The 14184-nt window shown below is 53.7% G+C and carries 14 protein-coding genes and 1 pseudogene; 8 read left to right on the top strand and 7 right to left on the bottom strand.

What is annotated here, in order from left to right; genetic code table 11:
- Nucleotides 1–337: 337 nt before the first annotated feature.
- From PW789_RS18020 to PW789_RS18015, 3 genes and pseudogenes are all read right to left on the bottom strand, one after another.
- Nucleotides 338–556 carry an AAA family ATPase gene (locus PW789_RS18020; RefSeq protein WP_299379240.1) on the bottom strand — a complete coding sequence of 73 codons (219 nt, stop codon included), beginning with the start codon at nucleotides 554–556 and terminating at the stop codon, nucleotides 338–340.
- Between the two features lie 562 nt (nucleotides 557–1118).
- A pseudogene (locus PW789_RS20245) lies at nucleotides 1119–1448 on the bottom strand (bifunctional DNA primase/polymerase); the annotation flags it as partial.
- Between the two features lie 118 nt (nucleotides 1449–1566).
- Nucleotides 1567–1977: a hypothetical protein gene (locus PW789_RS18015; protein WP_299379238.1), complete on the bottom strand. Its 411-nt coding sequence runs from the start codon at nucleotides 1975–1977 to the stop codon at nucleotides 1567–1569.
- A 654-nt stretch (nucleotides 1978–2631) separates the two neighbouring features.
- On the opposite strand from PW789_RS18015, the gene PW789_RS18010 reads away from it, so the two are divergent.
- Both PW789_RS18010 and PW789_RS18005 read left to right on the top strand, forming a co-directional pair.
- Complete coding sequence (locus PW789_RS18010) at nucleotides 2632–2994, top strand: hypothetical protein (protein WP_299379235.1); 363 nt, start codon at nucleotides 2632–2634, stop codon at nucleotides 2992–2994.
- A gap of 33 nt (nucleotides 2995–3027) precedes the next feature.
- Nucleotides 3028–3312 carry a hypothetical protein gene (locus PW789_RS18005; protein ID WP_299379233.1) on the top strand — a complete coding sequence of 95 codons (285 nt, stop codon included), beginning with the start codon at nucleotides 3028–3030 and terminating at the stop codon, nucleotides 3310–3312.
- Between the two features lie 553 nt (nucleotides 3313–3865).
- On the opposite strand, the gene PW789_RS18000 is transcribed toward PW789_RS18005, so the two are convergent.
- The 3 genes from PW789_RS18000 to PW789_RS17990 form a co-directional block, all read right to left on the bottom strand.
- Nucleotides 3866–4126 (bottom strand): hypothetical protein, encoded by a 261-nt coding sequence (locus PW789_RS18000; protein WP_299379231.1) that lies wholly within the window; start codon nucleotides 4124–4126, stop codon nucleotides 3866–3868.
- Nucleotides 4127–4523: 397 nt separating this feature from the next.
- Nucleotides 4524–5345 carry a hypothetical protein gene (locus tag PW789_RS17995; protein ID WP_299379229.1) on the bottom strand — a complete coding sequence of 274 codons (822 nt, stop codon included), beginning with the start codon at nucleotides 5343–5345 and terminating at the stop codon, nucleotides 4524–4526.
- Nucleotides 5346–5541: 196 nt separating this feature from the next.
- Nucleotides 5542–5982 carry a hypothetical protein gene (locus tag PW789_RS17990; protein ID WP_299379226.1) on the bottom strand — a complete coding sequence of 147 codons (441 nt, stop codon included), beginning with the start codon at nucleotides 5980–5982 and terminating at the stop codon, nucleotides 5542–5544.
- Between the two features lie 539 nt (nucleotides 5983–6521).
- Here PW789_RS17990 and PW789_RS17985 point away from each other — a divergent pair.
- The 6 genes from PW789_RS17985 (at nucleotide 6522) to PW789_RS17960 (ending at nucleotide 12417) form a co-directional block, all read left to right on the top strand.
- Nucleotides 6522–7286: an RNA polymerase sigma factor gene (locus PW789_RS17985; RefSeq protein WP_299379224.1), complete on the top strand. Its 765-nt coding sequence runs from the start codon at nucleotides 6522–6524 to the stop codon at nucleotides 7284–7286.
- 80 nt (nucleotides 7287–7366) lie between these two features.
- Nucleotides 7367–7867, top strand: a complete 501-nt coding sequence (locus PW789_RS17980; RefSeq protein WP_299379222.1) for a hypothetical protein — start codon at nucleotides 7367–7369, stop codon at nucleotides 7865–7867.
- Nucleotides 7868–7975: 108 nt separating this feature from the next.
- Nucleotides 7976–8605: a DUF3106 domain-containing protein gene (locus PW789_RS17975; RefSeq protein WP_367182586.1), complete on the top strand. Its 630-nt coding sequence runs from the start codon at nucleotides 7976–7978 to the stop codon at nucleotides 8603–8605.
- A gap of 248 nt (nucleotides 8606–8853) precedes the next feature.
- Entirely contained in the window at nucleotides 8854–10140 is a 1287-nt protein-coding gene (locus tag PW789_RS17970; RefSeq protein WP_299379220.1) for a peroxiredoxin, read from the top strand.
- A 152-nt stretch (nucleotides 10141–10292) separates the two neighbouring features.
- Nucleotides 10293–10985, top strand: a complete 693-nt coding sequence (locus PW789_RS17965) for a response regulator transcription factor (protein ID WP_299379218.1) — start codon at nucleotides 10293–10295, stop codon at nucleotides 10983–10985.
- Between the two features lies 1 nt (nucleotide 10986).
- Nucleotides 10987–12417 carry an ATP-binding protein gene (locus tag PW789_RS17960; protein ID WP_299379216.1) on the top strand — a complete coding sequence of 477 codons (1431 nt, stop codon included), beginning with the start codon at nucleotides 10987–10989 and terminating at the stop codon, nucleotides 12415–12417.
- 51 nt (nucleotides 12418–12468) lie between these two features.
- Here PW789_RS17960 and PW789_RS17955 read toward each other — a convergent pair whose 3' ends face one another.
- Nucleotides 12469–14181, bottom strand: a complete 1713-nt coding sequence (locus PW789_RS17955; RefSeq protein ID WP_299379213.1) for a 30S ribosomal protein S1 — start codon at nucleotides 14179–14181, stop codon at nucleotides 12469–12471.
- Nucleotides 14182–14184 lie beyond the last annotated feature (3 nt).

Raw genomic sequence — 14184 nt, 5'->3', positions numbered from 1 at the left:
GCGAACCTATGACACGCTCAGCAGAGTTCTTTCCTGCTGTTCCTTTAGCAAATTATTGTGATTCTAAAGGAATGACATAATTGCATTCAGCGGCAAGTTCACGATTGTTTGCAAACTACGTCGAACATCATTCGCCTTATGCATGTCACCTGTAATCGCTGTAACGATTGGATCGATGATGAGCAAAAGAGACGCCACCAATATTAGCTACAGCTTCACATGTAACGATTCAATGTCGGTTGCTGGATCAAATGGAAGCTCCAAGTTATTTTCATCAACCGTTCCTGCAATCATTCCGTAACGCCGATCATTCGCACCTACGGCCATTAGTCTAGGCTTAATAATTTCCGCTGGATCGTCTTCCGAACTCCATATAAGTACGTTGCCAGCTTCTTTGAACCGTGTAACCATCTGGCCATAAGCCGCCATTGGTGATGGTGGCGGCTAGATGGAGAAAGCTATAGTCCGATTTGCCAGTGCCACCAGCACCATAAAACAGAGTCAATTTACCTTTGGGAAGATATCCTTCCCACAACCAATCAATAGATTCTTCCACGATGTTTGATCCTTGCAAGATGGTGACCAGTCTTCTGCCCTCTAGATAACGTTGACGGTGAGTGGCTAGAGTTCTTTTTCGTTAGTACTCTGCAATGCCTGTTTCGATCATCGGCATGATGTCGCTAAAATCTTCAGCTCTGCTGTACTCAATAGTGCTCGTGGCTTCAGGCGATACGGACTGATACCTGACGTGATGGTGTTCACAACTGCTGCCTGCCCATCCTTCGCAACATACCCCGTTGGCCGTGGATGCGCTCAGCGAACTGTCAGCCTAGCTATTTTCGGTCGATCCATCTGGCCATCATTTCAATCGCAAAAGCCGCATTATTCAGGCTGCGTTGCGTCCTGTTCCTTCGCTCACAGCCGCGAGCTTCGCCACTTCATCCGCAAGAGCTGCTTGTACGTATTCGCGCTCTCTGTCGCCCACCGAGAGCGCGGCAGAGCCATCAGTGAGCGCAGGAAGGGTTACGGCCTGCTTCTCCCGCAGGAAGGCCGCTAGCGCATCGGGAAGAAGCTGTATTGCGTCCCAGGAACCTTGCACTATCCGGTAGCCCCGGCCGTCAGGGTTGTCGCGCCGGGCGCGATGGTGTATCCCCCTTTGCCTCGCACGTCGATGCCATCAGGCAGCCAGGCGGAAGAGTTGCCGTAGGGCAACATCCAGTTCGAAAGTAGAAGTGGAATCCACCTGAAGGCGTTTCAACGACCAGCGTAGACGATGGATCGATCCCATGTTCTGCGCATAGAGCGGTGAAAGCATCTACGCCATCAGGACCACCGGCCTTTCTGTCTGCATCGATCACGACCAAGCCATGCGCGCCCACCGGCAAACCGAGGAGCAATTCTGGCGAAGCGTCCCACTTCACCGCAATATCAGAGAGACTCGCGCTAGCGGCTTGCTCCCGAGTGCGACTCTCGGTTTCTTATCTGATCCACATGGGAAGGTGTGGAGACCGAGACTCGCCAGCGCCAACGCTACATCTTTGTTGCTGGTGTTGATCGAACTCGAAATCAATGGATCGCCATGCCTTTCATCGAACCGATGGCAGCATCCAAAACAGCCGCGTCCCAATACTCTGCTACGAACCGTTTCAAGGCTACGTCGTCAAACCCTTCTCGTTTCTGAACCTCTTCGAGAGCTTGGGATAATCCTTCGGACGAGTCGAACTGCGCAGTCTGAATCCCTTCGCGTTCGACAACTGGCCACAGAGCATCGCCACGATAGATAGTCGAGACGTGATGGACGCCCTCACCATGATCTGTTACCAGCACCCAAAGCTTAGGAACGTGCTCCCATACACTTTTCAAGATTTCGTTAGGCAGTGGAACCTTAAGAAGGTTGAGGGCGGGATGCGTAACAGCGTTGATGCTGCTTGACGGCGTGTAATCGAACTCACCGCAATACGCTTCACGAATGAACACGTGTCACGTTGTAACCCGGAAATACGTTCGATCTGCTTCGTAGATTGACTTGTGCGGATGATTAGCCTTGCCGTCGATGCGTGACAGGTGAAGGCACAGTGCGCCAGGGCAAAGCATTTGAGACACCGCTTCAATCGACTGATGAAATTTGCGAGGATCGCCAGGAAGCCCCATAGTCAATTTCCCTTATCTGCTTGCTTGAGCTGCGATTCGGGGAGCGCTGTTGCCCAGGCGTCGAGCGAAGCCACGTCAACGAGCCGCCGTCTGCCAGCTTTGACCGAACGAATTGAACCATCCGCTAGGCGGTCGTAAAGAAAAGAGCGGCCAATATTGAACCCGTCCGAGCGCTTGCGGGATGCTGCAGAATTTCATTTCCATGTTGCCCTCTTTAATTCGTATATGCCAATTAACACTATTGGTCAATCTTAGATATTGTTCAGGTATGAGGTCTTATCGAAATGAGCGCAGAACAGAATTACGCAATTCGGAGCGATGAAAAACGGCAGTTGTGGTCAATGTAAATTGGCCCGAAGCTGCGCTATATAGCAGGAATCACAGCTCAGGCCGATGGCAAAACGCTATTCTATCTCATTACGTTGAAAGCCTGCTCGAAAAAAAGTTTCGCTACCATCACGATCACCGAAGCGGAACCTGATGAAGAAGATACCGGCAAAGACGCTTGCTGAACTAGCAGAAACTCTTTACAGCGGAACAGAGGCAAATAGATTTCTGACTTTGGTTCGCATGGCGCCATGGCTCGTCAGCGATGGTGAGAGCAAGCTCCTGCGAATTCTGAGGCATTCGGATTACTATGCACCGAAGGGATTCTTGCACAGTGGTCGGATACAGGAGAATTGGGAGACCTTGGCGGCTATTCGTGATGGCCAAGCAGATGTTGACATCCTTCCAATAGCACACCAGCCTAGAGGCCCGCTCGCTTTCGGCATGAAAGGCGACAAAGAAAAAGATTGCTCTGTACTAGGAAACGACCCTGCAAAATTTGAAACGCGAAGGTGAAGCCTATTTCAAAGCTATGAAAGATCAAAACAGATGAGCGAACCTACTCCCATCGAAACCAAACCGACACCAGAAGCAACCGAACTTGAAACGCTTCGTCGCGTGAATGGCGAACTCATCAATAAGAGCCAAACGCGCAAAACGAAAATTACCGAACTCGAATCGCAGATTGCAGAGCTTCAGGGCAAGTTGTCGGAGTCATTGACGACGATTCATGAACTGACGGTTGCCGCTCCACTGCAAGCAATGGCCTCCACCATCTCCGCTGACCCCGATTTTTTCATCGTCAGTTCTCGAAGAGCTACAAAGTTGAGTTGATCGAGGGCAAGTTGGCTCTGCAAACAACAGACGGAAAGTCCGTGACTACTAAGGACGGAGTACCTGTCCGTTTGAACAGAAGGCGTTGACCTGGTTGTTGACGGGGCGAATCAACGCAAGCTAAGGTGTACAAAAATATCCTGATCACCAAGCCGCGCTAGTGCCAGCGGTTCATCGGGCTGCACCAGGAGGCGAGCGCACACTCAACGAAGAAACCCAAGCCTAGCTTTGGGATAGGAATACGCTGATTTTAGTTCTCAAAAGATAAAGGACGCAGGCTCTAAGCTCGCGTCCTTTGGTCTATTTGGCGTGCAACCTGCCTCCTAACCGTTCGGTTTCCATGTGGGTGCTGTAGTAGGCTCTGCAGGAACGCTTCGTTTAGCTGTGGGTGCCTTGGTTGGGTACCAGGTGGGCAGCGCCAACGCTGCAGCTTCTCGGGTGTAGCCTCTGGTTCGGCTTTCGGAGCAGTCAGCCTAAGCTCTCGTGAAGCGTCGGCAGCAGCGTCCAGAACTAGCGCTTGTTGCTGAGCCGATACCTTGGCCGCCCACACTCGTCATCGGAAGCCGTGATCATGCACAACCATGACGTTTTGAACCTTCACGTCAACATTTACGTCTACGCTGCCCTTCTTCGGATCGCGCCACCCATGCAGAGAGTTGAGGATGCTCAGGGCGGCTAGGGTGTCACCTTTCGCAAGAGCCTTGTCGTACAGCATTTCGTGAAGACGCTGGCGTTGCGTATCCTTGCCAAGCTCCAAGGCGTCTTCCAGCAGCGGCGAAACGCTCGAACCAACTGCCCGAAGGGATTTACTCACACCCATTTTGTGACGCGATTCCGACCTGCGAGAAACCCCCGAGTTGCCAGGGTGCGAATGGTTCTCGGCTGCGTTATTCGGCGGATTCTTCCTAGGTGGCGGCATGGCTTCAACTCCAATGAAAAACGGGAGAGATTGGATCTGCTTACCCCAATCCCTCCCATGGCCCCCGTCAGCTCGGCGGGAAACTTATTTACTTGCTGATGAGGAAGCCGAGAGGAACGGCCTTGCGTCCACAGAGCGTGTCCAGGTTGCCGCTGTAGCAAGTTCGGCAATCGTGGGCGATTCACCAGCGACCGACGTACCTGCAAGGGACAATCCGAGCGGATGAAGAGCAACGTTCATACGGCTGTGAAGCACCGTCTGACCACCGCCGTTGCCAGCAGCGGGAATCCGTTCAATCTCGGTTCCATAGCCAACGCGAGGCGCTGAAGTGGCAAAACCAACGTGCTCCCTGCCCCATCAGAATCGTTGTATAGACCCCAGCAACCGGCGAAAGAGAGTCGTCGATGATTACAGCCATTCCTTTGTAGGTCGGTAGTTCAATCGAGTTCTCAGACAGTTTGAAGAAGGTAATCTCGTTCGCCTTCAACGCCTGCCCATAAATTGCAGAATGCATAGCAATAGCCTTCACATCCCCAAGGCGATCACCTAGCGTAAGAGCTGTGTCTACGACTGCGCTTCCATTGAAGGAAGCAGCATCGCCACTTGCCGCGCTGATATCAACGACCATATCCGAAGCGTTGTTCGCAACGTTCGAGTAGAGAACACCGCGAAGCGTTGCGATAAGACGCTTCTGCAACTGCTGATCCCAATATGCCTGAACGCGATCCTGAATCCGCACCAAGGCATCGGAACCGCTCAACTCGGAAGCAAGGCTCATCTCTCCCCAGCTGGCATGAAGAAACGACTTGCGAACGACCTGCTTGCCAGCGCCAATCTTCTGCGGAGTGCTGAGGATGGTTGGGTCATCGTTCGTCACATCTGCCTCAGCACCCGCAGCAGGATCTAGCCAGTACGCAACCGCGAACGACTCCGCTCCGGCCTGAAGCTGGGACTTCATCTCTCCATTCTCAACGGTAACGCCTGACTCAAACAGAGCTGTGGAGACGAGTGTGTTTTGGACTTGATAGTTGGTGAATACTTCGGGAACGATCACGTCAGCGATACGCGAAAACAGCCATTGGACTACCCTCGAATGAGATTGGTTTTTCTTCATCCGGGGTAATCCGACTGGATCACACCGCATCGCGACTGCGATTTGTGAACAGTAACGCATGTTCAAATACGAACACAAGCCTTTTAGAAACAAATACATGCATGGACAATGGCGGATGCCAAAGCATATTTGGCTTATGTAATGACCGCTAATAGCTTCAAGAAATCGAGATCCTCAATCTGCGCACGATACCCAACTAGGAGGAATCGTAACGCTCAGATATGGCGGCTTCCGATTTTAGGAACGCTTTAATCTGCTCAAATGTCGTAGGTGAATGAAGCATCGATGGAATTTTTTCAAGGGTATATGGGTCCTCAACCAAATCTTTCAGAAGATCCTTGAGATAAATCGTAGTCATCTTCTTGGACATACCTGAAAGAGACTTTTCATTAACGATCCCACACGCGATTTCAAACAAATTCATCAATTCGCAGAAATTCTTGTATCGGTTCTCCTCGTTCGACGAAAAAAACCTATCCCAAGTTTCGCGAAATGCTTCGTTGAGAGCCAGCACCGTTGCAACAGATGAATTCTTATTGCTTTGTCGAATTGCATGCCATGCTACCGCAAGCGCTATAAACGACACTAAAAACGATGCGACTGCAATCTTATCGGCAGTTTGCATGTCGTTACTCACCGTCGGATTGTGACTTTCCTGTATTCTGCGATTGCGCCTCGTTCGCAGAGGATTGATTGTCTCCGCCTTGAGTTGCTCCTTCGGTGCTCGACAATTCTCGCTTGACGTGGGCAACAGTAAGGGATCTTTGCTCCTCCAACCTTTTCTTCAGGTGGGTAACTGTTTGGCTATCGTACGCAGGCACTCGGTTGTTCTGATCCGACACGATCTTCTCCATAAATCTGGATTATGATGTAAATCGTTTGTCATTATAGCGAAGAACATTCAACACCCTACGACTTCCACCGTGTGAAGGTGGCACTCTACCGCTGAGTTATGCGCCCATGGCCCATGCACCGCGCATCATCTGCGCCATGCCGATAGAGCGGGGTCAACCTCACAAGAATAGCATTTCGGAAAGAGATCCGCCAGACCATTGATAAAAGGCGACTTGGGTATCATAAGTCGCTTAGCGGCGAACCGTTCTATTACCAGCTTTATCTCATTGGGTGTTTCCAGTCCCCCTCTCAGATGCCGGGGCGATACAATCAAGCGGAAGCATGGCTGAATCCTCTCACTCCAAACGCCCCAACCAGAATGCTCCTCCGGATACATCCGATCCGCCGGATTTTTCTGATTTGGCGCAACCCCCGGACCAGGACAGGGTTGTAGAGGATATGGCAACTCTGGCGATCAGCCCGCAGATCACGACCCGGTTACCGGAGATCCGGCATTCCAGCGCTGGTGACTTTAGGCAGATGGATGATGCCGCCATCATGTTGGAGTTGAAGGCCGGTAATATGGCGGGGTTTGATTACCTCGTTGAAAAATACCGCAAACCAATCATCCATTTCATGTATCGGATGGTGCATAACCAGGCGGTCTCGGAAGAGCTTGCTCAAGAAGTTTTTCTCCGTGTTTATCGCTCTCGTGAGACATACCGCGCTGAAGCACGTTTCAGCACCTGGCTCTACCGCATTGCGACCAATCTCGGCGTGAACCATGCTCGCGATACACGCAGGGAGCGCTCGGCGTCCACGATTCATCTCGATGAAGTGGATCCCGAGACCGGCACCACCCCGGACGTGGCTGATACGACCATCGGTGCAGAGACCAGCATGCTTCGCGATGAGCGCCTGCATGCGATTAAGCAGCATGTTCTTGCGCTGCCTGAGCGCCAGCGTATGGCCGTGCTGATGCATAAGTACGAAGGGTTGGATTATAAACAGATTGGCGATGTGCTGAAGCTGAGCGAATCCGCCACCAAGTCACTTTTGTTTCGCGCCTATCAGACGTTGCGCGAGCGATTGAAGGAGTTTGTGTAGAACTTGTCTCGCAAGAGACGTTTGGCGAGCAGATGTTTACTGCCGCTATCAAGCTTTATCAAGATGGAAAGGATTTCAATATGATCTGCCGCGACTGCAAATCCGTTCTTCCGGACCTTCTGCTCGATCCGGCCTCGCCATCCAATACCGCCGCACAGGCGCACGTCGACTCGTGCTCCGAATGCCGTGCTGAACTTAACGAGTTGCAGGCCACCTTTGCCCTCCTCGATGAGTGGACAGCCCCGGAACCGAGTGCATACTTCGACCAGAAGCTGGCGGTTCGTCTTCGCGAGGAGCAGACAGCATCGCCCGCCGGCTGGTTTGAGCGCCTTCGCTCCCGCCTGCTCTTCAATACAGGACGTCAGTTTCGACCTGCGTTTGCTGCAGCTCTGGCAGTTGTCCTGTTGATCGGCGGCGGCACCATTGCCGATCTGCATATGCATACCTCAGCCCCGGCGACCTCCGCGGCGATCACTGATCTTCAGGTCTTCGACAAGAATGATCAGGCACTGCAAACGATGGACCAGCTGGTTCAGGATGAAGGCTCATCCGACGACCCCGTGGTTGAACCAATCAGCTAGTAATTATCCTGTCTGTGCCTGCATAGATAAGATTCATTGAAAGGAGCATGGCACACTCTTCATCCAGGCAGGAGCTTTCTCCTGCCTGCACATGGAAAATCTGATTTTATGTTGCCTGTCCGCCCAGTTCGCCACTTCGCCGCGACATCTCTCGTGATGTTTGCCATGACGCTTGCGTCGACGAGATCTGTGGCACAGCCTGGCATGCAGGGATCAGCCGGACATTCTTCCGCTCCTTCAGGCCGTTTTCCCGGCGCAGGTCACCCAGGAAAGAATCAGGAACATCTGCTCCAGTGGATGGATCGCCATCAGGACATGTCGCCGGAGCAGCAGCAAAAGGCGCTGGAGAAGGAGCCAGGCTTTCTGAGCTTGCCTCCCGAGACACAGCAGAGGATGCGCGATCACCTGACGCAGCTCAATAATATGCCTCCGGAGCAGCGCAAACGCCTTCTCGAGCGCAACGAAGCGATGGCCAATCTCTCGGTGGGGCAGCGTCAGCAGATTCGTGGCGCCATGCAGCAATACAGCAGCCTTCCCCCGGAAAGAAGACGCCTGGTCTCCCGCGCATTCCGTGATCTGCGTGAGATGCCGGAGCCGCAAAGGCAGGCAATTCTCTCCTCCGACCGCTTCCGCAGCCAGTTCTCCGACCAGGAACGAGGAGCTATCTCCAGCCTTCTCGCCGTCGATCCCTATCTTCCGGTACGTCACCCCGACAAAAACTCTGATTTTGGCAGATAGCTCAAACCTGATAAGCAGTCGCCATGCACTAGGCCGGACCGTTTGCACGGAGGCTGTGGCAAATACAGCTTTTTTGAGGGCTTGAATCCTATCCGCCTTTCGCATACTCTAATTTTTGTATGATTACGTCTCACATCCTCTGTTGTTGCTGCCGCCGCCCCCGGTTGGCCTGCGCAGAGGCGTATTTCGCTTGCATCTAAGCGCTCTTCTGTAAATCCCCAAAATTACAACTGAGAATCGAGCACGTTATGAATCCCTTTTCTGGGAAGCTTTTCGCTGGCTTTGTGCTGCTTGCGTCTTCCATCGTGGCTTTTGGTGCAACGCCGTCTCCCATCGCGGGAACATGGGATGGAGCAGCGACCGTTCGCGGGCAACAGGTTCCCGTGCGCCTCCAGATCTCTGGACCGGAATCGAACCTGAAAGCAGTACTTATTAATGGTCCCGAGCAGGCCGTCGCCTCTTCGGCCTCCTTCGCTGACGGCACACTGCTCGTCAGCTTCAATTACTTTGCGCGTTCCCTGCAGGTGAAGCTGGACGGAGATCAACTCACCGGAACCTTTGGGCTGGTCTCGCCGGGAACACCTGCGCACCCGTCCGCCCCGCGTATTCCGGTATCGCTCCATCCCGCAAAGTCGGCTGATGCCGTGCAGGCAGGTCCCGACATACATGGAGACTGGGAGATTGCGGTAAAGAGCAATAAAGGCGAATCTGCCTGGCAGCTTCGCCTGGAGCCAAGCGGCAAATCGGCACTTCTTCATGCCGTCATTCAACGCATCGATGGAGACACCGGCTCGCTGTATGGTTCCTGGGACGGCCATCGGTATCTGGTGAGCCACTTTACCGCTGCGGGTCCGGCTCTTTATTCCATCGAGCCGCAGGGCAATGGAACGCTGCTCGTCTCGAACCTGATTGCTGCAGAATCGCAGAGGGCGCAGGCCCATGATCTCGTCGCTCGCCGACCGACCGAGGCGAGACGGGAGAATCTGGCGGCGCCTACCGATTCCACCCAACAGACGAGCGTGAAGGACACCTCAGTTCCCTTTCATTTCAGCTTTCCTGATCTCGCCGGAAAGGTCGTTTCCAACTCAGATCCTGAGTTTGCCAACAAAGTCGTGATCGTTGCCATCGGTGGCTCCTGGTGCCCGAACTGCCACGACGAAGCTCCATTCCTTGAAAGCCTCTACCGGAAGTATCACTCCAGGGGGCTTGAGATCGTGAATCTGAGCTTTGAAGAGGAGGATCAGCTTCAAAACCCGACTCGTCTGCGCGCCTTCGTCAAGCGGTATGGGCTGACCTATCCCGTCCTGATCGCTGGTACACCAGATGAGTTGAACGAGAAGATTCCTCAGGGCGAGCACCTTAACTGCTGGCCAACCTCCTTCATCCTCGGACGCGATGGCCGCGTCAAGGAGGTACATGCAGGCTTTGCGGGCCCGGCGAATCCTCCCGCCCATCAGGCGCTCGAGCGCGAGGTTACGGAGACCCTGGAGAGACTACTTGCTGAGCAGGCCCCCAAGCAGCGCGCAGCCAAATAATGCCTGCTGAAGCTGGCAGCAGCCTCGCATTGCAGGGGGCTGCTGCCTTCTCCTGCGCCATCGCATCTGACATTCGCTGACAACTTCCTGACAATCCACCGGCGCAGCTTGCTGAATATCTTCAGATTGAGAATCATGAAGATAGGTGAGGTATGTCGGTGCGCTCCAGAATTCTTATCGTTGAGGATGACCGCAAGCTCTCAGAGGCGCTTGTCTCCGGTCTCGAGAGCGCCGGCTATGACACCATGGCGGCCTCCTCCGGAGAAGAGGGGTTCTTCCTGGCCCACAGGAACCGTCCGGACCTCGTTCTCCTCGACCTCACGCTCCCGCAACGTAACGGGCTGGAGATCCTTCGCCAGCTCCGTCAGGATGGCGTCGATGTTCGCGTTCTCGTGCTGACCTCACACAATACGGTTGATGATCGTATCGAAGGCCTGCAGACTGGAGCGGACGATTACCTCGGGAAGCCCTTCTCCTTTCCCGAGTTGCTTGCACGTATCGATGCGCTGTTGCGGCGCATGCTCGTGGCTCCTGCGCCTGGCCCACTGCGCGTTGGAGACCTCACTCTCGACACCAAATCGCGAACCGCCCAACGCGGCAGTCACCAGATCGAGCTCACCCCCCGGGAGTTCGATCTTCTTCTCTATCTGGTACAGAACCGTGATCGCACCGTCTCACGTGAGATGCTTGCCAAGGATGTGTGGAGGGAAACCTCGCGCTTTACCCCAATCGACAATGTCATCGATGTTCAAATTGCTCGTCTTCGCAAAAAACTCGACGATCCATTTCCGGTTAAACTGCTTCAAACGATTCGTGGTTTAGGTTTCTGCCTGAGGGAGCCCTGACGTGCATTGGAGCAAACCAAGGACGCTACGCTCTCGACTGACACTTTGGTACACCAGCATTCTTGGCGCGCTGCTTCTTATCTATGCAGTCATCGTCTTCCTCTTTCAATACGCCTCGCTCACACGACAGATTCTTCATGACGAAGTTCAGGATGTCATTACGGTAGAAGGCCTGCTCTACTTCGACAGCTCCGATACCCTTCGCCTGCATCAGGACTACTTCTCGCGACCGCAATCACGGCTCCTGGTCGATCGCTACCTGGAGGTCAGGGACCTCCAAAACAACATTCTCTACAGCAGCCCAAATCTCGAGGGCATGCACCTTGGCGGAACGCTTCGCAAGAATGAGGGAGACCGTGGCTTCGACGAACGTGTGATCCGCCTCTCAAATGGCTCGCATATCTTTCTCGTCAGCCATATTCATGGAATGAATGGGCGCACGCTGATCCTTCGCCTCGGCTATAGCCTGGCAGAGTTTCGCAAGCGAATGCTCCAGTTTTTCCTCTTACTGCTTATCGCAATTCCTGCAGCCCTGGCGCTTGCGGCACTTGCAGGACAGATGATCGCCAGAAAGGCTTTGCGCCCCATCCAGGAGATGTCGGATCGTGCTGCTGGCATCACGGCCAACAATCTTCATGATCGCCTTGCCATCATGAACCCATATGACGAACTAGGTCGAATGGGGACGGTCTTCAATCTCCTTCTGGAGCGCCTCGAACAAGCCTTTCAGCAGCTGCATCGCTTCACGTCGGACGCGGCACATGAGCTGCGCACCCCATTAGCCTCTATGAGGACAATTGGCGAGGTAGCTCTCACTGAAGAATCAAATCAGGATAAGACCCAGCAGGCCTTAGCCGATATGCTGGAGGAAGCTTCGCGCCTGGGACAAACCATCGACAGCCTCCTCCTCCTCTCACAAGCAGAGACGGCAAGCGGTGCACAATTCCATCATGCCATTTCTCTCCAAGAGCTCATTTCAGAAGTGCTCGGGCTCCTCAGTCCGATCATGGAAGATTCCCGTGTAAAGATCGTTGAAGCCGGCCTTGATCAATCGAGTGTTTTCGTAAGAGCAGACCGTCATCTTCTTCGTACGGCATTCGTCAACGTACTTCACAATGCGTGGAAGTTTTCTCCCACGGACTCGACGATAACCGTGCGTTACGCAAGAACGGAACAAACCCCAGCGACCATTCAAGTCACGATCGAAGATCAGGGCCCGGGCATATCTCCTGAAGATCGAAGCGTGGTCTTTGAACGCTTTGTCACGCGAAGCCAGCATATGCCCTTTACAAAAGCAGGAACAGGGCTTGGTTTGTCCATCGCGAAGCTCGTCATCGAAAGAGCAGGCGGCCAAATTTATATAGGAAGCCGCGATGAAGGCGGAACGTCTTGTGTCATCATTCTTCCAATCGAAGAGCACGAATCACAATGAGCGTCGTCAGCTCTTCTTGTTATTTCCTGTGGTTTCAGGGGTGAGAACCGCTCACCCCTGAAGATCGAGAGCAATCTCTTTGGTCTCCTGATCGATCGCCGCGATCTTGAAGCTACGAAGCTGACCCACCTGAAGAGCCTCGCTCTTCGGTGAAGAGTTCGACTCGCCGCCCTTCCAGCGAGCATTCAGCATGGAAGTTAGAGCCGACAAGTCCAGGACCGGGGCTGTAACCGCAGCAACAGCGGATTCCGTATCTGTCACGTTCGAACTGACGGCCAGGACTCCTTCGCCCAGTTGAACCGTTGCCTTCCCGTCCTCCATTTTCACGACGCGTCCTGAGACGACATCTCCGATGGAATGTTCCGCGACAAACGAGTCGAGATCTGTTGGAATCAACTGCTTCATGCTCAGCTTAACCTGACGCTTCTCCGCATCCAGCGCCAGCACCTGGGCCTTAACAATCTGTCCTACATGCAGCATCTCTTGCGGATGATTGAGGCGCTTCTCTGTCGTAATCTCGCTGATATGGACGAGGCCCTCGACGCCATCGACCAACTTCACAAAGGCTCCGAACTTTGTGAGCCGGACAACCGGACCCTCCATGGTGGTTCCTGCAGGAAACTTTGCGGCCACGTCGGACCACGGATCACCCAGAGCCTGCTTCAACCCCAATGCCAGCCTTCGTTCTTCCGGCTGAATGGAAAGAATGACAGCCTCAACCGAATCCTCCAGCGTCAACACATCCGCAGGCTTTCTGATCTTATTGATCCATGACATCTCCGACACATGGATCAAGCCTTCTATACCCGGCTCGACTTCAACGAACGCACCGAAATCCGTCAGCCGCCTGACGATGCCGTTGATACGCTGCCCTACTTGATACCTCTCTGCAGCGGTCTGCCAGGGTTCAGGCTCCAACTGCTTCACTCCAAGCGAAATACGTTTATTTTCGGCATCAAGCTTAAGCACCTTCACCCGCACCTGCTGGCCTGCCGACAACAGCTCTTCTGGAGAGCCGATGCGCCTCCATGCCATGTCACTAACGTGGAGGAGTCCATCCATTCCACCAAGATCAATGAAGGCACCATAGCTGGTCAGGCTTCGCACATGACCGCTTAGGATATCTCCCTCTTTCACCTCTGAATACCGCTGATGCTCCACTGCACGCGCCTGCTCTTCCAGAACGACGCGACGATCAACAACGACATCTTCTTCGGTTGCATCCAGCTTGATGATCCTGCAGGAGATCTCTTCCCCAACCAGCTTCTCCAGATCGGCAGCATCGCGGCTTCCACTTCGTGACGCCGGCATGAAGGCGCGCACACCGATATCAACCGTGAGACCTCCCTTAACAACTCCCGTAACAGTCCCGACCACGGTCGCATGCTCTGCGAAAGCTTTTTCGAGAGCCTGCCAATCGACAGGCCGAATAACCTTCGCGAGCGAGAGCGCGTAGTAGCCCTCTTCGTTCCGCCCTTTGAGTGACACGCGCATCTTATCGCCAACAACAATCTTTTCGGCGTTATCGCTAAACGCTGCCCGTGGAAGCACGCCCTCAACCTTGAGACCAATATCAAGAAACACCGAATCGTCCGTTATGGAAACGACGGCGCCTTCCTTCTCTGGCGACATCGATCCCGATGAACCCGAGTGCTCTTTTTCAAACTGAGAGAGCATATCGCCGAAAGACTCGAACGAATTTTCTTCAGCGGAGGAGGTGGTGTCGGCGGCGTTGGAGAGGTCGATGTTTTCGTGATTTTCCATAAC

The organism is Edaphobacter sp. (assembly GCF_028283685.1).
In the GTDB taxonomy this organism is placed as follows: domain Bacteria; phylum Acidobacteriota; class Terriglobia; order Terriglobales; family Acidobacteriaceae; genus Edaphobacter.
This window is presented reverse-complemented; position numbering and strand designations above follow the sequence as displayed.